Source organism: Pantoea sp. JZ29, from assembly GCF_035190385.1.
In the GTDB taxonomy this organism is placed as follows: domain Bacteria; phylum Pseudomonadota; class Gammaproteobacteria; order Enterobacterales; family Enterobacteriaceae; genus Pantoea; species Pantoea stewartii.
In genome coordinates, this window is record NZ_CP045241.1 from 2,078,174 (window position 1) to 2,104,542 (window position 26,369).

The following is a 26,369-nucleotide window of genomic DNA, read 5'->3' on the forward strand; positions in this document are numbered from 1 at the left end:
CTATTGGCCCTCCACGTTGAGCGGAAAATGGCAGGCATAGAGATGCGAACGGGAGCCCGTCAGCCGTGGCGTTTCCACACATTTACGCTGTGCATACGGGCAGCGCGGTCCAAGACGGCAGCCAATGGGCAGGCTTTCGAGCGATGGAATCGCGCCGGATAAGGTATTCAGGCGGCTCTTGTGAGGAAGCGGGCGGCCGAAGTCTGGCATCGCACGAATCAGCGCCTGGGTATACGGATGGTGCGGCGTGGTCATCAGGTCTTCACTCTGCGCCGTTTCCACGGTTTGTCCGCAGTACATAACGTTGATCCTGTCAGCCCAGTGACTCAGGGTACGCAGGTCATGGCTGATTAGCAGAATCGTGGTGTTGTTGTTCTGATTCAGACGGCTCAACAGGCGAAAGATCTGCGCCTGCGTCGTCGGCTCCATAGCGTTGGTCGGCTCGTCGGCAATCAGCAGGCGCGGCTGATTCGCCAGTGCGATGGCAATCATCACTTTCTGACACTCGCCCTCGGTGAGTTCGTAGGGAAAGCTGCGCATGATGTCTTTGTGATCTTTAATACCGACGCGGTGCAGCAGCTCGATGGCGCGGTTTTTTCGCCAGAACCAAAAGCGCTTCATCCACGGTCCTTTGTACGTCCAGCGCGGAATCGCCTGCATCAACTGACGGCCGACACTTTCCGAGGGATCAAGACAGGACTGCGGTTCCTGGAAAATCATCGACACATTGTGACCTACGATGCGGCGACGCTCACGCGGTGACAAACGCAGCAAATCCACGTCATCAAAGACCATACGGTCTGCGGTGACGCGCCAGTTGTCGTTGGTCACGCCACAAATCGCCTTGGCAACCAGACTTTTGCCCGAGCCCGACTCACCCACCAGACCGCGAATTTCGCCCTCAGTCAGTGATAAATTGATGCGGTCTACCGCTTTGACCGGCCCGTCAGCGGTCATAAATTCAATCGTCAGATTACGAATATCCAGTAACGGCATTATTCCACTCCTGCCTCGACGGCCCGACGAATGCCGTCACCGAGCAGATTAACCATTAACACGCTGACCATCAGCGCGGCACCGGGAAGCATGACAGTCCAGGGCGCAACATACACCAGCTCCAGCGAATCACCCAGCATCGCGCCCCACTCAGGCGAGGGCAACTGCGCGCCGAGGTCAAGAAAACCCAGTGCGGCGATATCAAGAATAGCCATCGACAGCGCGCGCGTAATTTCACTGATCAGCATAGGCAAAACGTTAGGCAAAATGGCGTGCCACAAAATATTGATGCTGGTGGCGCCATCCAGGCGAGCCGCAATCACATACTCTTTTTCCAGTTCGTCATGAACGGCGCTGTAGATTTCGCGCACCAGGCGCGGCATCAGCGCCAGCCACACGGCCAGTAATGCGTGCTCCAGGCGCGGCCCCAGAAACGCCACTACGATAATGGCCAGCAAGAGTGAGGGAATGGACAGCAGCGTATCCAGGACATGATTCAGCACCGCAGAACGCACACCGTGCGTCATGCCCGCCACAATCCCCAGCACCAGCGCCCAGAAGGTGGCAAACAGCGTGACGAGAATGGCCGATCCAACCGTGGGGGCCACGCCGTTCAGCAGGCGGCTCAGTAAATCACGCCCCAGATCGTCCGTCCCGAGAAAAAAGGAAACCTCACCGTAGCGCGACCAGGAGGGCGGTAGCAGTTGATAACCCAGAAATTGCTGGTCGATGTTGTAAGGGGCCAGAAAATGGCCGAACAGACACAGCAGCAGCAGTGTGCCAAAGCCGTACAGGCCAATCATCGCCGGCATATCGCCATAAAAATGGTGCCAGCTCTGGCGAAACGCACTGGGCAGGCGTTTTTCGGCGTAGATGTTATCGGACGGCATACCATTCCTTATGTTTCAGCGGATTCAGCGCCGCGCCAACGATGTCAGCGAGCACATTCACCACAATCACCAGTCCACCGGTCACCATTACGCCTGCTGAGATGGCCGCATAGTCCTGCTGACGGATGGCGTTAATCAGCCAGCGCCCCAGACCAGGCCAGTTAAAAACCATCTCCGTAATCATCGCCAGCGTTAACATGCTGGAGAACTGTAAACCCAGGCGCGGAATGACAGGCGGAAGGGCGTTATGCAGCACATGGCGGCGAATAACGGTAAAGCGCGAGAGCCCGCGGGTCGCCGCAGCTTTAACATAGTTTTTATCGACGACATCGCTGGTGCTGATGCGCAGTAAACGCACAATCTCAGTGGTCGGGGCCATCGCCAGCACGGTCACCGGTAAAATCAGGTGCATCAGCACGCTGATCATCATTTCATGCCGCCACGGTGAAGGGCTGAGCCAGGCATCGATTAAAGCAAAACCGGTTATGTTCTGGACCGGATAGAGCAGATCATAGCGACCGGAAACCGGCAGCCAGCCCAGCGTTAACGAGAAAAACAGGGTAAACAGCAGGGCAAGCCAGAAGACGGGGATCGAAAAACCCAGCAAGGCAAATGCGCTGATAACTTTGTCCTGCCATTTATGACGCAGGGCACCCGCACAAATCCCCAGCGGAATGCCGACGATTAAGGCAAGCGTAAAGGCCATCAGGCACAGCTCCATGGTGGCCGGAAAGACCTCGCGCAGTTGCAGGCCAATTTCCTGACCATTGGTGCTGGATACGCCAAAATCCAGTTGCAGCATGCCTTTAAACCAAAACCACCAGGCATCGAACAGTGAGGCGCCTTCGAGCGGGGCATTCGGTGTGAAGTAGCTCATGCTGAAACTCACCAGCGAGAGAAAAAACAGCGTAATCACCAGTAACACCAGCCGACGCAAAATATAAATGATCACTTATCGATCCTCCCGCTCATCACGATAAACGCCAGCAAAGGAAGCGTTACCAAACGGACTCAGTACCAGGCCTTTAATATCATGCCGGTAGGCTTGCAGGCGCAAGGATGAAGCCAGCGGCAGGACGGGCAGTTCCTGAGCTAAAATTTGCTGGGCTTTATCATAGCTCTCAATGCGTCCGGACAGCTGTTGCGACAGCAGAGCATTTTTCAGCGTGCTGTCAAACGCAGGCGAGCACCAGTGCGCATAGTTGGTCTGTGAGGCAATCGCCGCGCAGCTCAGCAGGGGACGAAAGAAACTGTCAGGATCGTTACTGTCGGTTGCCCAGCCTGCCAGGGTCAGGTCGTGGTTCATCGCCATCAACTGTGCTTCCTGAAAACGGCCTTCAACCGGCACGATAGTGACGTTAACGCCAATTTGTGCCAGATCGGCCTGAATCAGTTCTGCCGTTTTCAACGGCGCGGGGTTCCAGGACTGCGAGGCGGCAGGCACCACCAGACGCAGGTGAAGATCGGTCACGCCCGCCGCTTCCAGCGCAGCCCTGGCCTTTTTCGGATCGTAGGCGGTGATGCTGGCATCCGTATCGTAAGCCCAGGAGGCACGCGGCAAAATCGAGGCCGCAGTTTCTGCCGTGCCGTAATAAATCGACTCCATCAGGCGTTCATTATTAATGGCCAGCGCCAGCGCGTGCCGCACTTCCGGTCTGTCGAGCGGGGGTTTTCGCGTGTTGAAGGCCAGATAGGCGATGTTCATACCGGGCCGCAACGTCATACGTAGCCGGGGATCGTCGCGCAGAATGGAAATCTGGCTGGCGGCAGGATAGGCCAGCACATCGCACTCACCGGTCAGCAGTTTCGATAACCGGCCGGTGCCGCCCGCGCCAAGATCAATCACCACCTGTTGCAGGCGCGGTACGCCTTTCCAGTAGTAGGGATTGCGGGCCAGGCGAATATATTGCCCACTGCGGTATTCACTCAGCTGAAACGGGCCGGTGCCCACAGGTAGCCGATCCAGCGTTTCCTGATGACCTGTTTTGTCCAGGCTGTCTGCGTATTCCTTCGAGAGGATGGGCGCATAGTGGGTTGCCATGTGCCAGAGAAACGACGCATCAGGGCTGTTCAGGCGAATTTCGACCGTATAGTTATCGATCTTTTTCACGCTCTGCACGGCGTCAGCGAACTGCAGGCTGTCGAAATAGGGATAATAGCCGCCATTAACGTCATGCCAGGGATGTTTACGGTCAAACATGCGCGCAAAGCTAAAGACCACATCGTCGGCATTCATCGTGCGGGTAGGCGTAAAGTTTGAGGTGTGCTGAAACTGCACACCGTGACGCAAGTGAAAGCGATAGGTCGCGCCGTTATCACGCACCTCCCAGCTGTCGGCCAGGTCAGCCTGTAAACGATAGGTATAAGGATCGACATCAAGCAGGCGGTCATAGAGCTGCGCCGCCAGTGTGTCCACCGTTAAACCACTACTGGCCATCTGCGGGTTAAACGTATTTAGCGTCCCGTTGACGCAATAGACAAAGCCGCTTTGACGAATATCCGTGGCAGGTGCGGGCGCGGACCACACAGGTGCGCTCAACACGCTGAGACTCAGCAACAGCGAAGGCATTAGTTTTAACATAGAACTCAACGATTCTCGGGCATTGGGCAAAGTGTATCGCAAAGCGCGCGTGGTCCCAACTCTGCGTCATCGATTGCCGACGATTCGTACAGCAGGTGTAAACGACCCGGGCAAAAAGGCGCAGCGTTGGTGTGGAGATGAGAAAAATTCTCAATAACACTTTACATATGCAAACAGGAATGATTATTATTCAGTTGCACTTCGACGGGGCTCTACCGAAGAAGAGCACGACATTGCTCACATTGCTTCCAGTTGCCCGCTTCGGCGGGCCCTTTTTTTACCCGCCTGAATGCATTACAGCATGCCCCGGCACGTTGTCAGCTTCTGTACGTATATAAAAGCCCGCTAATGTTGTCCGTCGCGCGCCTGAATACCGTGTTTTTTCATGATGGCACGGAGTTGATGATAGGTGACGCCCAGTAAGCTGGCCGCGCGGCGCTGATTATACTTTGCCTGTTGCAGGCTGATTTCCACCACGTCACGTTCCTGCTGGTTCTGCCACTGGCGCAGATCAAGCGGAAGTGAAGGCAGGGCGGTTGGCGACTCGGTAGCAGGCAAGGGCGCGGCCCTGTCTGCGGCTTCACTGCGGCGGGCAAACGGGTTAATGATGATTTCATCCAGCGCGGTATCGCTGGTGTTATGGCGATAGACGGATCGTTCGACCACGTTTTTCAGCTCGCGCACGTTGCCCGGCCAGTGATGCTCAAGCAAGGTTTGCTGTGCGCGGGGCGTAAAGCCGGGAAACAACGGCAGTTTGAGCTCCCGACACATCTGTATGGCAAAATGGTCAGCCATGACCAGAATGTCGCTGCGGCGCTCCCGAAGCGGCGGCAACTGCACCACATCAAAGGCCAGGCGATCCAGCAGATCGGCCCGAAACTTACCGGCTTCGGCCAGCGCGGGTAAATCTTCATTGGTGGCGCAGATCAGACGCACATTAACCTGAAAAACATGGTTTCCGCCCACGCGTTCCAGTTGGCCGTATTCAATTACCCGCAACAGTTTTTCCTGAACCAGCATGGGGGCTGTCGCCAGTTCATCAAGAAACAAGGTGCCACCATCCGCGCGCTCAAAGCGGCCCAGATGACGTTTTTGCGCACCGGTAAAGGCACCTGCCTCATGGCCAAAAAGCTCAGAATCAAGCAGATTCTCGTTCAGCGCCGCACAGTTAAGAGAGACAAAAGGGCCCTGCCAGCGGTCAGAAAGGTAGTGCAGACGGCTGGCAATCAGCTCCTTACCTGTCCCGCGTTCGCCCACCACCAGCACAGGCTTCTCCAGCGGCGCGAGCTTAGACACCTGCTCCAGCACTTCCAGAAAGTTATTTGATTCGCCCAGCAAATTGTCGTTGTTCACAGACATGATGAATTTCGCCACTGATTAATCAATTTAACTATATTAGGTCAGGCAAAAAAAACTGCCAGCTTATTATCGTAATTAAAATCAATAAGATAAAAATTGGCACGCATCTTGAATTAGTCCTCACCAGCAAGCTAAAACTATGACCATCAAGAGGAGCATCATTATGGGTATTTTTTCTCGTTTCGCTGACATCGTTAATGCCAACATCAATTCACTGCTGGAACGCGCAGAGGATCCGCAGAAACTGGTGCGCCTGATGATTCAGGAGATGGAAGATACGCTGGTCGAGGTGCGTTCGACGTCAGCCCGCGCGCTGGCCGAAAAGAAACAGCTGTCACGCCGTATCGAGCAGGCTGAGCTGCAGCAGGCTGAATGGCAGGAAAAAGCAGAACTGGCGATTCGCAAAGATAAAGAAGATCTGGCCCGTTCTGCGCTTATCGAAAAACAGAAGCTGACCGATCTGATCGCCTCGCTCAAACGCGAAGTCGAACAGGTTGACGAAACGCTGACGCGCATGAAAGGTGAGATTGCTGAGCTGGAGAAAAAACTGAGCGAAACCCGCGCGCGCCAGCAGGCGTTGACGCTGCGCCATCAGGCCGCCTCGTCATCCCGTGATGTCCGCCGTCAGCTGGACAGTGGTAAAATTGATGAAGCCATGGCGCGTTTCGAATCGTTTGAACGCCGAATCGATCATATGGAAGCGGAAGCGGAGAGCCACGGTTTTGGTAAACCTAAAACCCTGGATCAGCAGTTTACTGAGCTGAAAGCCGATGACGAAATCAGTCAGCAACTGAATGCGCTGAAAGCCAAAATGAACCGCAGCGAATAAACCGCCGCTGACAGTAGGAAAGGATTAAGGAGAGTCAATGAGCGCACTATTTTTGGCGATACCTCTTACAATATTTGTGCTGTTCGTGGCCCCCGTCTGGCTGTGGTTACACTACAGTAACAAGCGCAGCGGCGGAGCGGAGCTGTCACAGAGTCAGATGCAGCGTCTGCAACAGGTGACCCGGGATGCTCAGCGCATGCGCGAACGCATTGATGCGTTAGAAGCGATCCTGGATGCAGAACATCCTAACTGGAGGCAGCCATGATAAGAGGCCGTAAATTATGGCGTAAGCCTGACGAAGGAAAGCTGATGGGCGTCTGTGCCGGGCTGGCTGAGTATCTGGATGTGCCGGTGCGGCTGCTGCGTATCATTGTGGTGTTATCGCTGTTCTTTGGGCTGTTTGTGTTTACCGTGATTGCCTACTTTGCGCTGGGTTTTGTGCTGGACGTAAAACCTGCTGGCGTCGACTACGGTGAAGCTCAGCCCACAGCCAGCGAACTGCTTGACCAACTGGAAACCGCGCTGCAACAGGATGAGCGTAATGTTCGCGATATAGAACGTTACGTCACCTCTGAAACGTTTAGTGTGCGCAGTCGTTTCCGTCAGATTTAATTATCGTCTGCTACGGGCCAGACCGGCCCGTCTGCTGATGACCGGGAGGTATTCATGACCGTTTCGCGCGCAGCAACGTTTCGCCATCGTGCCACACCTGCATTGAAGTCAGCCGCCAGATTCATCATTATCAATGCTGTTACTTACGCGCCTGCCGGTGTGACCGGCTGGGCCGTCAAATCGGTGGCGCGCCGTCCACTGCGCATTTTGCTTGGCCTGGCGCTTGAGCCGCTATTGAAACGCGTGATGAACCGGGTAGCGTCGCGCTTCATCAGGGAAAACGATGAAAAGACTGCAAACTGAACTGATAGCATTAATGAATCGCGGCGTCGACCGCCACCTTCGCCTGGCGGTCACCGGCCTCAGCCGCAGTGGTAAAACAGCTTTTATTACCTCGCTGGTCAACCAACTTCTTTCTGTCCACAGCGGCGCTCGTTTGCCGCTGTTTTCCGTTGTGCGTGATGAACGCCTGTTAGGGGTGAAACGCGTGCCGCAACGTGACATGGGCACGGCCCGTTTCACCTATGATGAAGGGCTGGCGCAGCTTTACGGTTCACCGCCTGCCTGGCCCACGCCCACGCGTGGCGTCAGCGAAATGCGCCTGGCGTTACGTTACCGTCCGCATGACTCGCTGCTGCGTCATCTGAAAGAGACCGCCACGCTCTATCTTGAAATCGTTGATTACCCCGGCGAATGGTTGCTTGATCTGCCAATGCTGGCACAGGATTACCTGACCTGGTCACGCCAGATGAACGGCTTGTTGCAGGGCGATCGCGCCCTGTGGGCGCAACCCTGGCGCGACCTGTGTCAGCGCCTCGATCCGCTGGCACCGGCTGACGAGAACCGTTTAGCCGACATTGCCGAGGCCTGGACTGACTACCTGCATCGCTGCAAAGCCGAAGGATTACACTTTATCCAGCCAGGCCGCTTCGTGCTGCCCGGCGATATGGCGGGCGCGCCCGCACTACAGTTTTTTCCGTGGCCTGCTGCTGACGATGCCCAAGCGGCGAAACTGGCGCAGGCGGACAAAGGCAGCAATTTCGCCATGCTGCAACAGCGGTTTCATTACTATTGCCAGCATGTTGTTAAAGGATTCTATAAAAACCATTTCGTGCGCTTTGACCGCCAGATTGTGCTGGTGGACTGCCTGCAACCGCTCAACAGCGGCCCGCAGGCCTTTAACGATATGCGGTTAGCCCTCACACAGCTTATGCAGAGTTTTCACTACGGTCAGCGCACGCTGTTTCGCCGTCTCTTTTCGCCGGTGATCGATAAGCTGCTGTTCGCCGCCACCAAAGCCGATCACATTACTCACGACCAGCACGGCAATATGGTGTCCCTGTTACAGCAACTGGTGCAGGATGCCTGGCAAAATGCCGCGTTTGAAGGTATCAGCATGGACTGTATTGGTCTGGCTTCAGTACAGGCGACACAGAGTGGACAGGTTGATCATCAGGGTGAAAAAATCCCCGCGTTGCGCGGGCACCGCTTAGCGGATGGCGAGGCACTGACGGTCTATCCGGGTGAAGTTCCCCCGCGCCTGCCGGGGGCGGCGTTCTGGCAACAACAGGGTTTTCAGTTTGAGCAGTTTCGCCCACAGCAACTGGATATCGATCGTCCTCTGCCGCACATCCGCATGGATGCGGCACTGGAGTTTTTACTGGGAGATAAATTGCGATGAGCGATCCGTTAAAGCCGCGTATTGATTTTGCCACGCCGCTGAACGACAAGCCGAATGACGTGTTGCGTCCGGCGCAAACCTTCGACGCGGAAGCCCGGAACGCGTTTTTAGCCGTTGCAGAAAGCGAGACGGCGGTGGAAGAGGAAAGCGCAGGGGAGCGCGCCGTCGAAGCGGCCCTGAAACCCAAACGCAGTTTGTGGCGCAACATGGTCGGTGCCGGGCTGGGCCTGTTTGGGATCAGCATCGTGGCGCAGGGCGTGCAGTGGAGCCACAACGCCTGGCTGGCGCACGACTGGTTTGCGCTGGGCAGCGGGATGGCCGGGGGACTGATCGTGGCCGCGGGTGTCGGCGCGTTAACCCGCGAGTGGCGACGACTGTATCAGCTGCGTCAGCGTGCAGAAGAGCGCGATCTGGGTCGGGAACTGCTTAACAGCCACAGCGTGGGTAAAGGGCGGGATTTTTGCGAAAAACTGGCTCGCCAGGCCGAACTCGATCAGGCGCATCCTGCGTTACAACGCTGGCATGCTTCGCTCCATGAAACCCATAATGACGGTGAAACCGTGCGGTTGTATGCCCAACTGGTGCAGCCGGTGCTCGATCGCCAGGCCCGGCGGGAAATCAGTCGTCATGCCGCAGAATCCGCCCTGATGATTGCGGTGAGCCCGCTGGCGCTGGTCGATATGGCCTTTATTGCCTGGCGCAATATCAGGCTGGTCAACCGTATTGCCGCTATTTACGGTATTGAACTGGGCTACTTCAGCCGACTGCGCCTGTTCCGGCTGGTGCTGCTGAATATGGCATTTGCCGGCGCGTCTGAGCTGGTGCGTGAAGTGGGCATGGACTGGATGTCGCAGGATATCGCGGCGCGCCTGTCCGCCCGTGCCGCGCAGGGCATTGGCGCAGGCCTGCTGACCGCACGTCTTGGCATTAAAGCCATGGAGCTGTGTCGGCCGTTACCCTGGCTGGAAAACGACAAACCCCGCCTGGGCGACTACCGTCGTGAATTGATAGGCCAGATAAAAGAAGCGTTGCAGAAGGGCGGAGAGAAACGCCAGTAACGGCTGTGCACTGAAACGTGAGTGCAGATGCTGTGCCTTCTGTGCTTTATCTCCTGACAACGTTGAGCGAATGTCACCGTCAGGGCTCTCCCGCCATCGCCACAGCCTGTCGTTTAAAAAAACGCGCTTGCATAAAGGCTGTCAACTTTTCCTGACAGCCCCCTTTCTGCGGCGTAGGGGTTTAGCGTATTATCGCCGGATAATAAACGGATAAGGCCCACGCAATGCGTTTAGAAGTGTTTTGTCAGGACCGAATCGGCCTGGCGCGCGAATTACTGGATCTTTTGGTGGCGCGCGGAATCGATCTTCGCGGCATCGAAGTGGCCTCATCAGGCCGCATCTATCTTAATTTCTCCACGCTTGAGTTTGAGCAGTTCAGTAACCTGATGGCAGAAATCCGTCGCACGCCGGGCGTAACGGATGTTCGCACGGTGCCCTATATGCCTTCAGAGCGTGAGCATCGGGTACTGAGCGCCTTGCTGGTTGCCATGCCCGAGCCGGTTTTTTCTGTTGATCTCAGAAGCAAGGTAGAACTGGCCAACCCGGCCGCGCAAAACCTGTTTAATCTGGATGAGAACAAGATCCGCAATGTGAATGCCGACCACCTGATCAACGGTTTTAATTTTGGCCGCTGGCTGGAAAGCGAACGTGTCCAGGCGCAGGCGCAGCATGTGGTTATTGAAGGGCGCGATTTTCTGATGGAAGCCCATCCCATCTATCTGTCTGCCGACAGCGAACAGCAGGATCAACTGGTAGGTGCGATGGTAATGCTGAAGTCCACCGCCAGGATGGGGCGCCAGTTACAAAACCTGGTGGTGACGGACGAAACGGAGTTCGATCATATCGTCGCCGTGACGCCCAAAATGCGTCAGGTGGTGGAGCAGGCACGTAAACTGGCAATGCATGATGCGCCATTACTGATTATTGGTGATACCGGCACCGGTAAAGATATGCTGGCCCGTGCCTGCCATTTACGCAGTGCGCGTGGAAAAATGCCGTTTCTGGCACTTAACTGCGCTTCACTTCCCGATGATGTGGCGGAAAGTGAGCTGTTTGGTCACGCGGCGGGCGCGTATCCCAATGCGCTGGAAGGCAAAAAGGGCTTTTTCGAACAGGCCAATGGCGGCTCGGTGCTGCTGGATGAAATTGGCGAAATGTCGCCCACGATGCAGACCAAGCTGCTGCGCTTCCTGAATGACGGCACCTTCCGTCGCGTCGGGGAAGAGCATGAAGTGCATGTCAACGTGCGCGTCATTTGCGCCACGCAGAAGAATTTATTCGAACTGGTGCAGCGTGGCGAGTTCCGGGAAGACTTGTTCTATCGCCTTAACGTCCTGACGCTTAACCTGCCGCCGCTGCGCGAGCGTGTGCAGGACATCATGCCGCTGACGGAAATGTTTGTGGCGCGTTTTGCCGATGAACAGGGGATTCCCCGACCACGCCTTTCTTCGCAGCTCAACGCGTTTCTGGTGCGTTACAACTGGCCGGGCAATGTGCGCCAGTTGAAAAACGCGCTGTATCGGGCGCTGACCCAGCTCGAAGGCCACGAATTGCGCCCTCAGGACATCGTACTGCCGGAACAGGCGCTCGATGTGTCGCTGGGAGAAGAGGCGATGGAAGGGACGCTGGATCAGATTACCCGTCGCTTTGAACGTTCCATCCTCACGCGTTTGTATCTTTCTTATCCCAGTACGCGAAAACTGGCAAAACGGCTTGGCGTTTCGCACACGGCGATTGCCAATAAGTTGCGGGAATACGGGTTAGGGCAGAAACGCGGGGACAGCGACGGCGAATAACAACACAGCGGATAAGCGGGCGCTTATCCGCTGTGTCCCGTCTTATTTCAGTGCGGCAAGCGCAGCATCATAATCTGGCTCGGTGGTGATCTCATTCACCAGCTGGCTGTACAGCACGTTGTCATGCTCATCCAGCACGATGACGGCACGCGCGGTCAGGCCCTGCAGGGCACCGTCAGCAATTTCCACCCCGTAATCCTGTTTGAACTCGCCACCGCGCAGCGTGGACAGCGTGACCACGTTATTCAGGTTATCTGCGCCGCAGAAGCGCGACTGAGCAAACGGCAGATCGGCTGAAATGCATAACACCACGGTATTATTCAGTTCGCCCGCCAGTTGGTTAAATTTACGTACCGAAGACGCACACACGCCAGTATCGACGCTGGGAAAAATATTCAGAATCTTGCGTTTTCCTGCATACTCAGAGAGTGAGACATTCGCGAGGTTTTTGGCCACCAGCGTAAAAGGTTTAGCGCTATCGCCGGGCTGCGGAAACTGGCCAGCAACCGCTACCGGGTTGCCCTGAAAGTGAACAGTCTGAGACATACGAATTCCTTCTAATGATGTTATCTGACAAAAAAATAGGGCATCAGTACAGATATAGCCTTTGTTTATGACATAAATTTTAAGGGTTTACGAGTGTAATTGTTGCCTGAATTTAAATGACAGTGATGAATCGCTGACAACAAGGAGCGCTAATGAGGACGGTAAAATGTTATCCCGAAGCCTGGCCGTTGCATACGCCGTTTGTCATCGCGCGCGGCAGCCGCACTGAAGCCAAAGTCGTGGTGGTGGAAATTGAAGAAAACGGAGTAAAAGGCACGGGAGAAGCCACGCCTTATACGCGCTATGGCGAAAGCGAAGCGCTGGTGCTGGAGCACATCGCGACGGTGATGCCCCAGCTTCAGCAGGGCCTGACCCGCGAGGCACTGCAAACGCTGTTGCCCGCAGGGGCCGCCCGGAACGCCATTGACTGCGCGCTGTGGGATCTGGCCGCCCGGCAGCAGCACCGCACGCTGGAACAGGTCGTCGGCATTGCACCGATCGCGTCAGTGGTCACCGCACAAACGGTCAGCATTGATACACCAGAGGCGATGGCCAGCAGTGCCCAGGCACTGTGGCAGCATGGCGCAACGCTGCTCAAAATTAAAATGGACAACAACTTTATCACCGAGCGCCTGATGGCGATCCGTGCGGCTGTGCCCGACGCCACGTTAATCGTGGATGCGAATGAGTCATGGCACGCCGAAGGGCTGGCGGCACGCTGCCAGCTGTTAGCCGATCTGGAAATCGCTATGCTGGAACAGCCGTTACCGGCTGGAGAAGACGAGGCGCTGGCAAATTTTATTCACCCTTTACCCATCTGTGCCGATGAAAGTTGCCACACGCGGGAAAGCCTGCCCGCGCTGCATGGGCGCTACGACATGGTGAATATCAAACTTGATAAAGCCGGTGGGCTGACGGAAGCGCTGGCGCTGGCACAGGCTGCGCGCGATCAGGGCTTTACGCTGATGTTGGGCTGCATGATCTGTACGTCCCGGGCGATTCGCGCCGCCTTGCCGCTGGTACCTATGGTGCGCTTTGCCGATTTGGATGGTGCCACCTGGCTGGCTGTTGATGTCGAGCCCGCCCTGAAGGTACAGAACGGGGCATTAATCACGGCTGCCAGCGTAGCAGATTAACCATCACCTCCAGCCACGTTTCCGTCGCCTCATCTACCGCAATGACGGGCATCTCTGCGGTCACGCACGGCAGACTCAGGTCGTGACACCAACTGCCAAAGGAGCCGGGCGTGGCATAGCCCACGCTGCTGACGCGCGGCAAACCCGTCTGCGCGGCCAGCCAGGCACCGACCTCGGCGTGATGCGGATCGTCGATACAGGCCAGCGGCTCATGCCAGGAAACCACCCAGGCCGGTTTTAGCTGATGAATCAGGCTGCATAACGCCTGGGTTTCCGGCTCTGAGGCGGGATGTGCCCCTGTCGAAAGCGTCACATCCCGCGCGTCTGCCGCGCTGTTCCAGCGGTACACCGTTTCACCTGACTGCCAGTTAGCCGCCGGGAAGTTACGGTTCAGGTCAACGCCATTAGCATTCGCCCGCAGCCCCAGCTGGCAGCCGTCGGGATTGACCGCCAGAACAACGTGATGACGGCGCAGGCCGTCAGGCAGGGTGCGCAGCGCCGCAGAAAGGGCCGCAATCGCGGCGTTTTCATCACCGTGCGTGCCAGCCAGAATCAGTCCACTGTTGCTGTCAGTCTGATTGGCGGGAAACCAGAGCAGCGGGGCACCCAGAACGGAACGCCCGTATTGCTGCCAGGAAATAGCCAGTTTTCCGCGCTGTGAGCGGGGATGCATTGACGGCATAGTGACATTCTCCAGAGGGTTTCCTTAAAAGTAGCGGAAAAGCCGCCGGGGGAAAATAGCTATTTATCAATCAGCAATTTGCGATAAAGTGGCCGGTAACAGGCTGACTCAGTGAGACGCTGATGCAGCACTTCTTTATCGTAAAGGGGTGAACATGATTATTCGCTTTTCTCCAACGCTAACCGCCCTGAGTCTGCTTAGCGCCACCTTACCCGTTTTGGCCGCAGAGGTGCCCGCAGGCGCGCAGCTCGCCGCAAAACAAGAGATTGTCCGTCACATCAAAGATGAGCCTGCGTCACTTGACCCGGCTAAAGCCGTGGGACTGCCCGAAATCCAGGTGATGCGCGATCTCTACGAAGGGCTCACCAGCCAGGATGCTCACGGGAAAATTGTGCCGGGCGTGGCACAAAGCTGGAGCAGCAGTGATAACAAAGTCTGGATTTTCACCCTGCGCAATAATGCACGCTGGTCTGATGGCGAGCCCGTCACTGCACAGGATTTTGTCTACAGCTGGCAGCGCGTAGTGGATCCTAAAACCAGTTCGTCTCAGGCCTCTTTTGTCGCGCTCAGTGGTTTAAGTGAGGCGGACGCTATCACTAAAGGGACGACAACACCGGACAAACTGGGCGTCACCGCGCTGGATAAACACCGCCTGAAAGTGACGCTCTCGCGCCCGGTGCCCTGGTTTCCGGCCATGGTGTCTAATGTGGCTTTCTATCCCGTCCCGCAACGCGTGATTGAGAAAGAGGGCGATCAGTGGACACAGCCCGGCAAGCTGGTCGGAAACGGCGCTTACCAACTTGACAGCCGAGTGGTTAACGAAAAAATCGTACTGGTGCGTAATCCCCGCTACTGGGATAACGCGCACTCCGTGTTAACTAAAGTGACCTTTTTGCCCATCAACGAAGAATCCAGCGCCACCAAGCGCTACCGCGCGGGCGATGTGGACATTACCGAATCGTTTCCTAAAAACATGTATGCCCTGCTGAAAAAGACGCTGCCGGGGCAGGTTTATACGCCGGATCAACTCGGAACCTACTATTACGCGTTTAATACGCAGCAGGGCCCTACGGCCGATGCGCGCGTACGCAAAGCGCTGTCATGGAGTATCGATCGCCAGGTTATCGCGGACAACGTCTTGGGCACGGGTGAAAAACCGGCCTGGCACTTTACACCAGATGTGACCGCCGGATTTACACCGCTGCCTGCCTTGCAGCAACAGCATAATCAACAAGAGATGGACGCGCAGGCCAGAGCGTTGCTGGCGGCGGCAGGATACGGGCCGGCGAAACCCCTGAAGCTGACGCTGTTGTATAACACGTCTGAAAGCCACCAGAAGATTGCCATTGCGGTTGCATCCATGTGGAAGAAGAATCTTGGCGTGGACGTGAAGCTGGAAAATCAGGAGTGGAAAACCTATATCGACAGCCGAAACTCTGGACGCTTTGACGTCATCCGCGCCTCCTGGGTGGGGGACTACAATGAGCCGTCGACCTTTTTAACTCTGCTGACATCCGGCAACAGCAGTAATATCCCGCGCTTCAAAAATGCCGAATATGATGCTGTGATCGCCAAGGCGAGCATGGAAACCAGTGACCAGGCCCGCAATGCAGATTACAACCGGGCCGAACAAATCATTGCGGAACAGGCCCCCATCGCGCCCATTTACCAGTACACCAATGGCCGCCTGATCAAGCCGTGGGTGAAAGGCTATCCGATCACCAACCCGGAAGATGTCGCCTACAGCCGTGAACTGTGGATTGAGAAACACTGATCTAAGGCGGTCTGCCACGGGCCGCCTTCTGACATCTTTGTACACAGGCTCAGGATTGCAACTCAACACCGCCACGCTAGACTGTATCATATTGATTTTGATAGCGGGGTAACGGTGTGGACGGTGTGAAAGGAAAATCGCTTCAGGTAACAGATGCCATCATTTCCTGCCAGTTGGATGGAAAGGGCGGCATGATACCGATTGATGAAACCCAGGTGCTGCACGATGAGCATCCCTGCTGGCTGCATCTCAATTATACTCATCCCCGCAGTGCTGAATGGCTGCAATCCACGCCTCAGATCCCGGATGCCGTGCGTGATGCGCTGGCCGGTGAAAGCATGCGGCCTCGCGTGTCCCGGTTGGGGGACGGTTTTATGATTGTCCTGCGCAGCGTGAACCATAACAGCGATGCGCGCCCTGACCAGTTAGTGGCAATGCGGGTGTTTATTAACGATCAGCTCATTGTGTCCACCCGGCGACGTAAAGTGTTTGCCGTAGATGAAGTGCTGACCGATCTCGAAAACGGTAACGGCCCGGTCAACTGTGGCAGCTGGCTGGTCGAGGTCTGCGATGCGTTAACCGGTCACACCAGCGAATTTATCGAAGATCTGCATGACAAAATCATTGAGCTCGAAGATGCCTTACTGGACCAACGCATTCCCCCGCGGGGTGAACTGGGCCTGCTGCGCAAACAGCTGATTGTGATGCGCCGTTACATGGCTCCACAGCGTGATGTTTTTGCCCGGCTCGCCAGTGAGAAACTGCCCTGGATGGACGACAGTGAGCGCCGCCGCATGCAGGAGATTGCCGACCGGCTGGGGCGCGGCCTGGACGATCTGGACGCGGGCGTAGCCAGAACGGCCGTGCTGGCCGATGAAGTCGCCTCGGTAATGGCCGAATCCATGAATCGCCGCACCTATACGATGTCGCTGATGGCGATGATTTTTCTGCCCGCTACCTTTTTAACCGGGCTGTTTGGTGTCAACCTGGGCGGCATTCCCGGCGGCGGATGGCGCTACGGCTTCAGCGTGTTCTGTATTTTACTGGTCATACTGGCGTTAGGCGTGGCGGGGTATTTACGTAAGCGGCGTTGGCTTTGACAGACAAAGCCTGTGAATTGCCTTAGTGACAGAGGGCTTAACAGAAGTAAAGCTGATCGACATCAATACCTGCCGGAGGCAACTGACGCAAACTCTCTCCCGCAGGTGAATGCAACGTCAAGCGATGGGCGTTGCGCTCCATATTGTCTTACTTCCTTTTTTTGAATAACTGCATAGTACAGTTGATTCGACCTACGCCGGCCTTGTTGCCGGCTTTTTTTTTACCTGCTGGCTGAAAGGCCTAATCTTTCCTAAGCTTAATGTTCATTCGCTACAGAGGAGCACGGTATGAAGGCGATACATAACAGCGAGCCGATTCCAACCGATCCGCCCCCCATTCCTCAGCCGCAACCCGATCCGCCACCGGATCCGGAGTTTCCGCCGATAATGGATCCGCCGCCTCACCGCAACGTATAAAAAAAGGGCATGCGTTTACGCGCATGCCCTTTACCTTTAATGTATTCAGCAGCGTTATTTAATCTCTAAAACATCAAGGCGTTCACTGACATCGGGTGCATCGTCTTCATCGCTGCGCCAGCCAACCGGATTCACCGGCAGGGTTTCGCGATCGAAAGCGAGATCGCCGCCATCCACCACCGCATCCCCGTGCTGAATGCCTTTAAAATCAAACAGATTCACGTCGGCCATGTGTGACGGCACGACGTTCTGCATCGCGCTGAACATGGTTTCAATCCGGCCCGGATAGCGTTTATCCCAGTCGCGCAGCATATCTGCCACCACCTGACGCTGCAGGTTAGGCTGCGAACCACACAGGTTACAGGGGATAATCGGAAACTGACGCGCTTCGGAGAAACGAATGATATCTTTCTCGCGGCAGTAGGCCAGTGGACGAATGACAATGTGTTTCCCGTCATCGCTCATCAGCTTCGGTGGCATGCCTTTCATCTTGCCGCCGTAGAACATATTTAAAAACAGCGTTTGCAGGATGTCATCGCGATGGTGGCCCAGCGCAATTTTGGTACAGCCCAGCTCTGTGGCTGTGCGGTACAAAATGCCACGACGCAGACGCGAGCACAGCGAGCAGGTGGTTTTGCCCTCTGGAATCTTCTCTTTAACGATAGAGTAGGTGTCTTCCTCAACAATTTTGTACTCAACACCTTGCGCCTCAAGATATTCCGGCAGGATATGCCCCGGAAAACCGGGTTGCTTCTGATCAAGATTGACTGCCACCAGACTGAAACTCACTGGCGCGCTCTTCTGCAGGCTACGCAGGATCTCCAGCATGGTATAGCTGTCTTTACCACCAGACAGGCAAACCATGATGCGGTCGCCTTCTTCGATCATATTAAAATCGGCAATGGCCTCGCCTACGTGACGACGCAAACGCTTCTGGAGCTTGTTGAGGTTGTATTGTTCTTTCTTGTTAATTTCTTGATTTTGCAGCATTTTAATCAATCTCTGAAACCAAAAAGGGCATATCGAGGGCAACGTCGTCAGCGGGCAGTTTTAAGTTGATCACCTGCACATGTTCGCCGTCCTGTCCCAATATCTGCGAAGCAAAAATCTTATAAACCTTTTACGCGGTTATGCCTTGTCTGATTCTTTCTATATAATGGATTCGCGCCAGCAGATGACAGCCAGCAGACAAAAGTATGCCGCGTATGGTACGGATTCCGGCGACGAATGCCAGCACGTTTTACTGCCGCGTTTCGGCCATGTCTGCTGCCCGATAAATAATGATGTGACTTTTGCCGCCCTTTGCACCTGCGCAGTTTAAAACAAAATGCAAATGCTGTGTTTCCGCCTTGCCCGGTTAGCGGCGGTGAAAAACGACGCCTGACCTGAAATAACTGTCTGTGAGCTCCCGTTGTACCAGGCGCGTCCAGCGGGATCAAAAAGACTGAACGGACTGCATTTAGCTTATGCACTGTGGGCCGATAGGGCCAGTCAGTGAAAGGTTACACCATACCTGTACCTGACAAAGCCGGTAAACCATACTGCCCAAATGGAGCCAAAAAAGCGGTGTTCCGACCTGCCCGATATCGACCCGCCGGGAAAATTACTGATCCTGATGCCGGTTAAGCATCTGTGTAAAGGCGGCCGGTAAGGAGAAAAAATTAAATTCAGTCGGCATCATTACCGTCAGGCACCAGACAAAACAGCGTACCTGTATCATATGGACAGTGTTCTGACGTTGTTTACGAGCTTACTGTTCCCGTTCGTCTGGCGAACCTGTCACACAATGCACGGACCTGCGTCAGACAGTACGCGTTTTTTACAGAGCGCGCGGTTCACCATTTCAAATAAGATACAGAGGGCTGCGCCCACAAACGTCGAAGCTAGATTTGGCAAACATCCAGTTAATTAAAAAGCGCGCAAAAATAATGAAGACGGGTGTTGCTACGCTTATCTGAATCAATTTCCCTGAAAAAATCCTCAATATAATAAGTATTCCATACTATTAAACATTGCGACGCCAGCTTGTTCATCTGAAAAATTTTATAATTAATTCGATGGCGATATCTTTTTATCTACCACGAAATCAAACTTTGTCAGACCAACACTTTGCGCACTTGTCATCACAAATGCCACTCTCCCGTAAGGTGTTCCCTGATCAGCATAAATACGTAAATGAGGGGCTTCAGGGAGTTTCGCCGCGTCCTGCAGGCGGGCTTTAAAGGTTGCATCATCAATCGCCTCTTTATCCCAGGCAATGTTGCCGTTAGCCATCAGCGATATATTTATGGATTTAACCTTTTTATCGACCATCGTGGCGTTAGCTTTGGGTAAGTTGACTTTTACCGCCGGATTGATCACGGGCAGGGTAATCATAAAAACAATCAGTAAGACCAACATGACATCAATGAAGGGTGTCATGTTGATGTCATTGACCAGCGGATCGTCGTCTGATTCAAACTGCGATTTACCTGACATGCTCATTTTTTGCGTCTCCTGAGTCCGCCGGCTTACACTGACTGACTGGCGTGGAAGGGCTGGACAGGGGCCGACTGTACTTTCTCACCGGTATGCAGTTCCTCTACGTTAGACGTGATGCGTGAACCTGTCAGGTAATAGGCATGCAGATCGTTTGCGAAACGCGCGATGGAATGCTGGAGTGCACGGTTACGCCGGCTGATGGTGTTGAATCCTAAGACCGCCGGAATGGCTACGAACAGACCAAATGCTGTCATGATAAGCGCTTCGCCCACTGGACCTGCGACATGTGCGAGATCGGGCTGGTCGGCTATGCTGATTGACTGTAGAGCATGGTAAATGCCCCAGACGGTTCCAAGTAAACCAACAAACGGGGCGGTACTGCCGATAGAGGCAAGAATACCGAGGCCTGACTGCAGATTGGCTGAACTGTCGTCGATGCTGTTTTTAAGGGCTCGCGCCAGCCAGTCACTGATATCCAGATTATTGCTGATGCCTGTTTCAACATTGTACTGGTGGGACATCGCCGCATGCCCGGCGATAGCCAGGTCGCGAAACGGATTATTACCGCTGTTGCCAAGCGTATCAATGGCTGCAGGCAGTGTTTTTTGGCTCCAGAACAGATGCTTGGTGCGTTGAGCTATCTTCTTCATGCCTGCGCCTTGCAGGCATTTTATAATAATGACTGACCATGACATGACAGACATGATCAGCAGGACAATGGCCACTGATCGGGTAATGATATCGCCCTGTTGCCATACATGTTCAATGCCAAACTCATTCATAGTACATCCTCACTTAGAAAGAAAATCACCTGTTCGCTCTCACCCAGCCGGTTAACTGGCTAATTTGAACGTGATGGGTTGAATAGTCATAATGGAAATCGCCTGACCGTTTACCACGTAGGGATGACAACGGATACGTGAAACCGCCTCCATTGCAGCCTGATCGAGATCGTCAAAGCCGCTGCTTCGTGCAATTTCACTGTGCTTCACCGTGCCATCGGGATTAATGATCAGACGAACGAGCACTTCGCCCTGTTCCTGAAGACGTTTAGCCCGACGCGGATAATCTGGTGCCGGTACCTGGCAACCTACCGTAGCGACATTTTTAGGCGCAGCATTTGGCACGCTTTTCAGCATTTGTCCTTGCGATGTGGCTGGAATCGCCGTTCTGTCCGCCACTTTTGCATTTTGTACGGGAGAAGGTTTAACCGGCTCCACCGGGTGCGTTTTTTCAATTATTTTTTTATGTCGCATAACCGGTTTAGGTTTAGGTCGTGGCTCAGGTGGCACAACTTTGGGGACTGGCGGGATTACGGCTGGCTGTGCATCATTTTGATCGATTTCGCGCGTACTGTTTTCGGCCGTTAACACGGGCGGTTGACTGACAACATCAGGCACCGGGATCGGCTCGTCAGGTTCCTCAACCATAGTCGCTTCAATACTGGTTTGTGTGGCAGGGTTAATAATATTCAGAGGATGATATTGCGTGGTGTGGGTGATAGCCATGGCAATGATTATCAGGTGAACGCAAACCACCGCGCTCACCACCAGCCTGGGCAGGTTTTTTTTAAGCGAACGTTGCGCGCCTTGCGGAGCATTCAGGGTAGCCATGGGCATTCCAGGCACTGAAAAGTGTTCTTTGAAAATCAGGCGCTCTGCTTTCACTACGACCTCGCGATAAATCTTTACTGCCTCGTGATTTTCTGCGGCAGTTTCCTGAAGACTTATCCTGTATGTGCAATGAGAATAAAAAAGTGACACCTGCTGAAGTAAAAAAATGGGATTTATACTTCTGCAGGTTCGATTCTGATCCAGTAGTCGGTCGTGCGCGTGATGGCGATAGGCATGGTTTGGGCTAGTGCATCAAGTGTGTAGGGCACATCATCGAGCGGGAAGTTACCACTGACACGCAGATTCGCAACGCCAGGAGCGACCCGAATAACGGCAGGGCTGTAGTTTCTCAGTGAGTCGATCACGGATCCCAGCGTTGCCTCTTTGACTTCAAGACGGCCCTGAGTCCAGGCGGTTTCTTCGAACGCGGAAATGCCCAACGGGATGAGTGAGCGCTTGTCGAACCATATACCATGCCCGGCCTGGACCTGTTGACTGGTGCCGTGCAGCGTGTTGACTTTTACCACCGAGTCTAGAACAGCCAGATGAATGCCGCCGGATTCATGCCGCACATGAAAACGTGCTTCCTGGGCAAGGATACGCCCTGCAAGCGTCGTGATGGTAAAAGGACGTTCATCGTTAATCACCTGAGCAATGATACCGCCGGTGCGCAGTTCAATGTTTCGCAAGCTGTCGCTCATGGAAATATTAAGCGCCGTACGGGCGTTCATATTCAGGGTACTTCCATCATCAAGCTGAATGACGCGACGCTGTGCTGTGTCGGTATACGCATCGGATAACAGGTAGGGCAAAGGATATTTTTGGTTCAATAACAGCCCGCTGAACACGCCTAATACAGCAACGCCACAGGCTTTTTGCAGGAATTTACGACGGCCAGAGGGCGCGAGTAAGGTCTGCCGCAGATTTTCCGACGGCATGGTCCGGTTCAGGGACTGGATTTTACCCAGGGTAGCTTCTATTTTTCGACAGGCCGCATCATGACGTTCGTCGGAATAACGCCAACATTCATACTGACGAAAATCTTCTTCAGAAGCATCGCCAGAACGCAGTAGTACCATCCATTCAATGGCTTTTTGCGCTGTATCATCAGGACGTGAGGTCAGTTTCATTTTTTTCCGTTCAGTCTATGGGGGGCTCACTGGTTGCCAGATAACAATTGGTCAGCGCCTTAGCCACATATTTACGCACCATACTGACAGAAACGCCCAGTTCTAGCGCGATTTCAGCATAGGTCATACCGTCCAGTTGGTTAAGCAGAAAGGCCTTTCTGGCATTGACTGACAGACCATCCAGAGCGCGATCAATCGCGAGTAGCGACTCGATCACCATTTCCCTTTCTTCCGGAGAAGGGTGGCAAAACTGAGGGCTATTCGCCAGCGCATTAAGATAAGCCTGCTCAAGATCGCGACGGCGCCAGTTTTCATATAAAACTCGCTGGGCGAGCGTCGTCAGCATGGCTCTCGGTTCGCGAATATGCATGAGTTCTGGAATTGCTGCCAGACGTAAAAATGCTTCAGAGGCAATATCTTCGGCCATGGTGCCATAGCTGATACGTCGTCGTAATTTGTCTGTCAGCCAGCGGTAATCACTCCGGAAAATAAGCGTTAACACATCTGAACGATCGGTCATGTCGGCAGGCATACTATCCCCCATCTGAAAAACGCAACACCCTTCTCAGCGCCCAATTAAGACCGAGAGACGTATCCTCATTTCAATCGTACTCTGCGCTGCACTTTATAATTGAAATGGTTTGGCTTACTAGCAAGAAAAAGGCCAGCTTTTGTTTTGTTCATAATTTTTATGAAATTCTTCATTAACTTTCAGCTTGTTATGAAAGTGTCATCACACACTTGTTCTTCCCTGTTATTCACTCGCGCATTACGCGGTAAAAGTGCATCCCTGTCATGCTGCACAGTTGTAGTGCGTCCGTTCTTCCGTCCCCACTTAGAAAGAAAAAAAAGATCGACAGAAAAGAGTAGAAATTTTAGTTAGTAACGCGCTTCGCGCTTTTATGAAACCGTACTCTTGCCATAGTCAGGGCATCCGGGCCCCATCTTATAAACGGTGGCATATAAACGAGCACGTTAATGGTGCACTAAAGTAGCGTTGCCAAACCCGGATTGAGTTACGTAATGATGAATAACTTATAAATTAATTTTTAAATTAAACAGTTAATATTTTTTATGTGTGAAGTTGAGTGATTTTTCTCACATAACTTTCCCATCCCGGTGTCACTTTTTGAATTTCATTGCACATACAGACTGAGAAGAATAATCAACTCATAACAATACGATTTATCACTCCTTTACCTTTTCTGCTGGAGCTGTAGCAATGAATGAAGCACCGCAACATGCTAAGAAAACGTTTTTTATCCATAGCCGTCTGACTCTGGCTATCAATATTGCCCTGGCTATGACGGCTTTACCGCTGGTCGCTCTGCAGGAAGGTTATGCTGCATCTCCCGCAACGGTTAATTACTCTGTCCCGGCGGGCTCCCTTGAAGACGGCTTATTAGCAATAGCCCGACAAAGTCACCAGACTATCTCATTTGATCCGAAACTGGTGGCTCCTTACCAGGCTAAACCCGTAAGCGGCAAACTGTCACTGAAACAGGCTATTTTGCAGCAGTTGCAGGGAACACCACTTTCCGTTACCACCACGCCCAATGGTACGCTGACCATCTATTCGATGAATGCCACTGCGCCGGTTAAAGCAGTCTCGGATTTACAGGCCGCGCGCGACAGCGGACAGACGCTGCCGACCATTACGGTAAATGGCGCGGCTGAACGAAGCGAAGATGAAACGGTATACAATCCATCCATGTCGAGTTCAGCCACCCGTACCAATCTGTCGCTACAGGATACGGCGCAGTCCGTTCAGGTCATCAGTCGAAAAGTCCTTGACGATCAGCAGGCTACCTCGGTCGAAGATGCGCTGCGTAATGTAGGAGGCGTCAGTTTCAGTTCAGGAAACAGGGGACAAAACGGCGTCAGTATTCGCGGTTTTACGATAAGCTCTGGCTCAACGGACGGCGTCGCCAACCCAGGCAGTCAGGTGAACGGCAGCACATTAGGTTATTCCAGCATTGATGGCATCGAGCGCGTGGAAGTCCTCAAAGGGCCGCAGGCGGTATTAGCAGGAAACAGTTCACCGGCAGGGTCGGTTAATGTCGTACGCAAAGCACCAACCGCCTATCCCGTGCATACGATAAAAGTCGAAGTGGCGAAATATGGTGAACTCAAAACCGCAATCGATCTTGGCGGGCCGTTAAACGATGATAAATCGTTCCGATACCGCCTTAATGCTTCAACCATGCACTCCGATAACAGCTTCCCGGATTTCAACGGTAATCGTGCTGACTATTTTGCACCCGTTCTGGCGTGGGAAGGCGAGAAAACGCATGTAAAAGTAGGTGCTGAATTCACCAATTCACGGACGTCTGGCCCGGCGGCAACGCTTTACACGAATGGACATATTCAGAAGCTGCCTGAGTATCGGCTGGGGGACAAGGATGATCACTTTTCACTTGATGCAAAAACAACCTATTACGAACTGAAGCAGGATTTGTGGGATAACTGGTCGTTCAACAGTAAAGCCACTTATGTGGACAGCGTAAATAATTTTCGTGTCCATGAAGTTTATAATGCTGCGCCAAATGGCAGTCTGCTGAGCCACGAGCTGGGTATCCGGCAGGACACTACGTCTTTAAGCCTGCAGAATGATATTCGGGGAAAGTTTGACACGGGCCCGTTAACCCATAATGTTCTGCTGGGTTATGATTATCAGCATACCGAAACGACAGACTGGGAACTGGCTCGCGGTCGTATTTTTGCGACGGGAAATTATAACAATCCTGACAGCCTTTCATTTCCCCCGATCCCCGATCCTACCGCCAAAAACTATAATACGCTCGAACAACAAAAGGGAATTATCCTTCAGGACCAGATTGATTTCTGGAAAAAACTGCACCTGCAGTTGTCCGCCAAGCGGGCCCAATGGACGTCAAAATCCACAGGCTATGTTTCCCCGACTCGTACTTTAATTACCTTTTCTGATGAAACGAAATGGGTGCCCAGTTACGGGGTAAGTTATGACATTACGCCTGAGGTCACTGTCTATGCCAATTTACTCAACAGTTTCCAGACAAGCGGCTTACTGGACCCCCGTACCGGAAGTGCCTTTGCACCCACTACAGGGAAATCGAAGGAGGCGGGTTTTAAATTCAGCCTGCTCGACGATAACCTGTCAATCACGACCTCTGCCTTTGATATTGTTCAAAAAAATCTGATTATTACGAATTTTGCTGGTCAGCCCGTTGGGACGCAGGGACGTGAAACCAAAGGTTTCGATTTCGATTTAAATGGTCAGATAGTGCCAGGATGGAACATCACGACCAGTTATACCTTTTCCCGGTCTAAAGACCCGGATAACAGCGCTCTGCTGGGATACCAAAGCAAAGTCGTCGGCCAACCGAAGCATACCGCAAGCCTCTGGACAACCTATGAAATTCAGCAGGGTAAATTACAGGGGCTGGGGGCAGGTATAGGCATACAGGCAGCGAGCAGCACCTGGAACGGTTACAGAAATAATTTCTTTAAAGAGGGCGGCTGGGCACAAACGGATGCCTCCGTTTTCTATCATCAGCCTAAATATACGGTGACGCTAGGTGTAAATAATATATTTAACCGCACGCTCTATTATTACACCTCAACCCCTCAATTCATAAGCGTTAAACCTGACAGGACAGCGCGCCTGACGCTGACTTATTCGTTCTGATTCATATCAATCACCAGAGTA

The 26,369-nt window shown here is 53.7% G+C and carries 25 protein-coding genes; 12 read left to right on the forward strand and 13 right to left on the reverse strand.

What is annotated here, in order from left to right; all coding sequences use genetic code 11:
• From sapD to pspF, 5 genes are all read right to left on the reverse strand, one after another.
• Positions 1-996 carry a putrescine export ABC transporter ATP-binding protein SapD gene (gene sapD / locus GC090_RS09685; RefSeq protein WP_006119309.1) on the reverse strand — a complete coding sequence of 332 codons (996 nt, stop codon included), beginning with the start codon at positions 994-996 and terminating at the stop codon, positions 1-3.
• On the reverse strand, positions 996-1,886 hold the full coding sequence (gene sapC, locus GC090_RS09690; protein WP_033741800.1) for a putrescine export ABC transporter permease SapC: 891 nt from the start codon (positions 1,884-1,886) through the stop codon (positions 996-998). The genes sapD and sapC overlap by 1 nt, the downstream gene beginning before the upstream one ends.
• The gene (gene sapB / locus GC090_RS09695) at positions 1,873-2,838 is read right to left on the reverse strand and encodes a putrescine export ABC transporter permease SapB (protein WP_324021463.1); all 966 of its coding nucleotides are present in this window, start codon (positions 2,836-2,838) and stop codon (positions 1,873-1,875) included. Before sapB ends, sapC begins: the two co-directional genes overlap by 14 nt.
• Positions 2,839-4,467, reverse strand: a complete 1,629-nt coding sequence (sapA, locus tag GC090_RS09700; RefSeq protein WP_039340216.1) for an ABC transporter substrate-binding protein SapA — start codon at positions 4,465-4,467, stop codon at positions 2,839-2,841.
• A 345-nt stretch (positions 4,468-4,812) separates the two neighbouring features.
• A complete protein-coding gene (gene pspF / locus GC090_RS09705; protein ID WP_033741793.1) occupies positions 4,813-5,826 on the reverse strand; it encodes a phage shock protein operon transcriptional activator in 1,014 nt (337 codons plus the stop codon).
• 163 nt (positions 5,827-5,989) lie between these two features.
• On the opposite strand from pspF, the gene pspA reads away from it, so the two are divergent.
• From pspA to tyrR, 7 genes are all read left to right on the forward strand, one after another.
• Positions 5,990-6,655 carry a phage shock protein PspA gene (pspA, locus tag GC090_RS09710; RefSeq protein ID WP_006119300.1) on the forward strand — a complete coding sequence of 222 codons (666 nt, stop codon included), beginning with the start codon at positions 5,990-5,992 and terminating at the stop codon, positions 6,653-6,655.
• 37 nt (positions 6,656-6,692) lie between these two features.
• Positions 6,693-6,920: an envelope stress response membrane protein PspB gene (pspB, locus tag GC090_RS09715; RefSeq protein ID WP_006119299.1), complete on the forward strand. Its 228-nt coding sequence runs from the start codon at positions 6,693-6,695 to the stop codon at positions 6,918-6,920.
• Entirely contained in the window at positions 6,917-7,267 is a 351-nt protein-coding gene (gene pspC, locus GC090_RS09720) for an envelope stress response membrane protein PspC (protein ID WP_324021464.1), read from the forward strand. Before pspB ends, pspC begins: the two co-directional genes overlap by 4 nt.
• 54 nt (positions 7,268-7,321) lie before the next feature.
• A complete protein-coding gene (gene pspD, locus GC090_RS09725; protein ID WP_324021465.1) occupies positions 7,322-7,570 on the forward strand; it encodes a phage shock protein PspD in 249 nt (82 codons plus the stop codon).
• The gene (locus GC090_RS09730; RefSeq protein WP_058701843.1) at positions 7,551-8,948 is read left to right on the forward strand and encodes a YcjX family GTP-binding protein; all 1,398 of its coding nucleotides are present in this window, start codon (positions 7,551-7,553) and stop codon (positions 8,946-8,948) included. Before pspD ends, GC090_RS09730 begins: the two co-directional genes overlap by 20 nt.
• Entirely contained in the window at positions 8,945-10,006 is a 1,062-nt protein-coding gene (locus tag GC090_RS09735) for a YcjF family protein (protein ID WP_110267459.1), read from the forward strand. Before GC090_RS09730 ends, GC090_RS09735 begins: the two co-directional genes overlap by 4 nt.
• A gap of 224 nt (positions 10,007-10,230) precedes the next feature.
• The gene (tyrR, locus tag GC090_RS09740; RefSeq protein ID WP_058701845.1) at positions 10,231-11,802 is read left to right on the forward strand and encodes a transcriptional regulator TyrR; all 1,572 of its coding nucleotides are present in this window, start codon (positions 10,231-10,233) and stop codon (positions 11,800-11,802) included.
• 42 nt (positions 11,803-11,844) lie between these two features.
• On the opposite strand, the gene tpx is transcribed toward tyrR, so the two are convergent.
• The gene (gene tpx / locus GC090_RS09745; protein ID WP_006119290.1) at positions 11,845-12,348 is read right to left on the reverse strand and encodes a thiol peroxidase; all 504 of its coding nucleotides are present in this window, start codon (positions 12,346-12,348) and stop codon (positions 11,845-11,847) included.
• A gap of 152 nt (positions 12,349-12,500) precedes the next feature.
• Between tpx and ycjG the strand changes: the two genes are divergently transcribed.
• Positions 12,501-13,484: an L-Ala-D/L-Glu epimerase gene (gene ycjG / locus GC090_RS09750; protein ID WP_006119286.1), complete on the forward strand. Its 984-nt coding sequence runs from the start codon at positions 12,501-12,503 to the stop codon at positions 13,482-13,484.
• On the opposite strand, the gene mpaA is transcribed toward ycjG, so the two are convergent.
• Positions 13,459-14,166 carry a murein tripeptide amidase MpaA gene (mpaA, locus tag GC090_RS09755; RefSeq protein WP_039340227.1) on the reverse strand — a complete coding sequence of 236 codons (708 nt, stop codon included), beginning with the start codon at positions 14,164-14,166 and terminating at the stop codon, positions 13,459-13,461. The genes ycjG and mpaA overlap by 26 nt on opposite strands.
• Positions 14,167-14,320: 154 nt before the next feature.
• Here mpaA and GC090_RS09760 point away from each other — a divergent pair, with 154 nt between their 5' ends.
• The 3 genes from GC090_RS09760 to GC090_RS09770 all read left to right on the forward strand — a co-directional run bounded on the left by GC090_RS09760 (position 14,321) and on the right by GC090_RS09770 (position 17,457).
• Entirely contained in the window at positions 14,321-15,940 is a 1,620-nt protein-coding gene (locus tag GC090_RS09760) for a peptide ABC transporter substrate-binding protein (protein WP_324021467.1), read from the forward strand.
• A 116-nt stretch (positions 15,941-16,056) separates the two neighbouring features.
• The gene (gene zntB / locus GC090_RS09765; RefSeq protein WP_006119281.1) at positions 16,057-17,040 is read left to right on the forward strand and encodes a zinc transporter ZntB; all 984 of its coding nucleotides are present in this window, start codon (positions 16,057-16,059) and stop codon (positions 17,038-17,040) included.
• Between the two features lie 288 nt (positions 17,041-17,328).
• A complete protein-coding gene (locus GC090_RS09770) occupies positions 17,329-17,457 on the forward strand; it encodes a hypothetical protein (protein WP_255421282.1) in 129 nt (42 codons plus the stop codon).
• Positions 17,458-17,511: 54 nt separating this feature from the next.
• Here GC090_RS09770 and ttcA read toward each other — a convergent pair whose 3' ends face one another.
• From ttcA to GC090_RS09800, 6 genes are all read right to left on the reverse strand, one after another.
• Positions 17,512-18,447 (reverse strand): tRNA 2-thiocytidine(32) synthetase TtcA, encoded by a 936-nt coding sequence (ttcA, locus tag GC090_RS09775; protein ID WP_054633709.1) that lies wholly within the window; start codon positions 18,445-18,447, stop codon positions 17,512-17,514.
• A 1,059-nt stretch (positions 18,448-19,506) separates the two neighbouring features.
• The gene (locus tag GC090_RS09780) at positions 19,507-19,941 is read right to left on the reverse strand and encodes an ExbD/TolR family protein (protein ID WP_282498859.1); all 435 of its coding nucleotides are present in this window, start codon (positions 19,939-19,941) and stop codon (positions 19,507-19,509) included.
• A 26-nt stretch (positions 19,942-19,967) separates the two neighbouring features.
• Positions 19,968-20,720: a MotA/TolQ/ExbB proton channel family protein gene (locus GC090_RS09785; protein ID WP_282498858.1), complete on the reverse strand. Its 753-nt coding sequence runs from the start codon at positions 20,718-20,720 to the stop codon at positions 19,968-19,970.
• A gap of 51 nt (positions 20,721-20,771) precedes the next feature.
• On the reverse strand, positions 20,772-21,551 hold the full coding sequence (locus GC090_RS09790) for an energy transducer TonB (RefSeq protein ID WP_324021470.1): 780 nt from the start codon (positions 21,549-21,551) through the stop codon (positions 20,772-20,774).
• Between the two features lie 173 nt (positions 21,552-21,724).
• Positions 21,725-22,681 (reverse strand): FecR family protein, encoded by a 957-nt coding sequence (locus GC090_RS09795; RefSeq protein ID WP_324021472.1) that lies wholly within the window; start codon positions 22,679-22,681, stop codon positions 21,725-21,727.
• A gap of 10 nt (positions 22,682-22,691) precedes the next feature.
• Positions 22,692-23,225, reverse strand: a complete 534-nt coding sequence (locus GC090_RS09800) for a sigma-70 family RNA polymerase sigma factor (protein WP_309299389.1) — start codon at positions 23,223-23,225, stop codon at positions 22,692-22,694.
• A gap of 678 nt (positions 23,226-23,903) precedes the next feature.
• On the opposite strand from GC090_RS09800, the gene GC090_RS09805 reads away from it, so the two are divergent.
• Positions 23,904-26,348, forward strand: a complete 2,445-nt coding sequence (locus GC090_RS09805; protein WP_324021474.1) for a TonB-dependent siderophore receptor — start codon at positions 23,904-23,906, stop codon at positions 26,346-26,348.
• Positions 26,349-26,369: the final 21 nt, after the last annotated feature.

Excerpts from the sequence above, each read along its gene's own strand:
- sapD (WP_006119309.1), bottom strand. The coding sequence starts at position 996 with ATGCCGTTACTGGATATTCGTAATCTGACGATTGAATTTATGACCGCT.
- sapC (WP_033741800.1), bottom strand. The coding sequence starts at position 1,886 with ATGCCGTCCGATAACATCTACGCCGAAAAACGCCTGCCCAGTGCGTTT.
- sapA (WP_039340216.1), bottom strand. The coding sequence starts at position 4,467 with ATGTTAAAACTAATGCCTTCGCTGTTGCTGAGTCTCAGCGTGTTGAGC.
- pspF (WP_033741793.1), bottom strand. The coding sequence starts at position 5,826 with ATGTCTGTGAACAACGACAATTTGCTGGGCGAATCAAATAACTTTCTG.
- pspA (WP_006119300.1), top strand. The coding sequence starts at position 5,990 with ATGGGTATTTTTTCTCGTTTCGCTGACATCGTTAATGCCAACATCAAT.
- pspB (WP_006119299.1), top strand. The coding sequence starts at position 6,693 with ATGAGCGCACTATTTTTGGCGATACCTCTTACAATATTTGTGCTGTTC.
- pspC (WP_324021464.1), top strand. The coding sequence starts at position 6,917 with ATGATAAGAGGCCGTAAATTATGGCGTAAGCCTGACGAAGGAAAGCTG.
- pspD (WP_324021465.1), top strand. The coding sequence starts at position 7,322 with ATGACCGTTTCGCGCGCAGCAACGTTTCGCCATCGTGCCACACCTGCA.
- GC090_RS09730 (WP_058701843.1), top strand. The coding sequence starts at position 7,551 with ATGAAAAGACTGCAAACTGAACTGATAGCATTAATGAATCGCGGCGTC.
- GC090_RS09735 (WP_110267459.1), top strand. The coding sequence starts at position 8,945 with ATGAGCGATCCGTTAAAGCCGCGTATTGATTTTGCCACGCCGCTGAAC.
- tyrR (WP_058701845.1), top strand. The coding sequence starts at position 10,231 with ATGCGTTTAGAAGTGTTTTGTCAGGACCGAATCGGCCTGGCGCGCGAA.
- tpx (WP_006119290.1), bottom strand. The coding sequence starts at position 12,348 with ATGTCTCAGACTGTTCACTTTCAGGGCAACCCGGTAGCGGTTGCTGGC.
- ycjG (WP_006119286.1), top strand. The coding sequence starts at position 12,501 with ATGAGGACGGTAAAATGTTATCCCGAAGCCTGGCCGTTGCATACGCCG.
- mpaA (WP_039340227.1), bottom strand. The coding sequence starts at position 14,166 with ATGCCGTCAATGCATCCCCGCTCACAGCGCGGAAAACTGGCTATTTCC.
- GC090_RS09760 (WP_324021467.1), top strand. The coding sequence starts at position 14,321 with ATGATTATTCGCTTTTCTCCAACGCTAACCGCCCTGAGTCTGCTTAGC.
- GC090_RS09770 (WP_255421282.1), top strand. The coding sequence starts at position 17,329 with ATGAAGGCGATACATAACAGCGAGCCGATTCCAACCGATCCGCCCCCC.
- ttcA (WP_054633709.1), bottom strand. The coding sequence starts at position 18,447 with ATGCTGCAAAATCAAGAAATTAACAAGAAAGAACAATACAACCTCAAC.
- GC090_RS09780 (WP_282498859.1), bottom strand. The coding sequence starts at position 19,941 with ATGAGCATGTCAGGTAAATCGCAGTTTGAATCAGACGACGATCCGCTG.
- GC090_RS09785 (WP_282498858.1), bottom strand. The coding sequence starts at position 20,720 with ATGAATGAGTTTGGCATTGAACATGTATGGCAACAGGGCGATATCATT.
- GC090_RS09790 (WP_324021470.1), bottom strand. The coding sequence starts at position 21,551 with ATGGCTACCCTGAATGCTCCGCAAGGCGCGCAACGTTCGCTTAAAAAA.
- GC090_RS09795 (WP_324021472.1), bottom strand. The coding sequence starts at position 22,681 with ATGAAACTGACCTCACGTCCTGATGATACAGCGCAAAAAGCCATTGAA.
- GC090_RS09800 (WP_309299389.1), bottom strand. The coding sequence starts at position 23,225 with ATGGGGGATAGTATGCCTGCCGACATGACCGATCGTTCAGATGTGTTA.
- GC090_RS09805 (WP_324021474.1), top strand. The coding sequence starts at position 23,904 with ATGAATGAAGCACCGCAACATGCTAAGAAAACGTTTTTTATCCATAGC.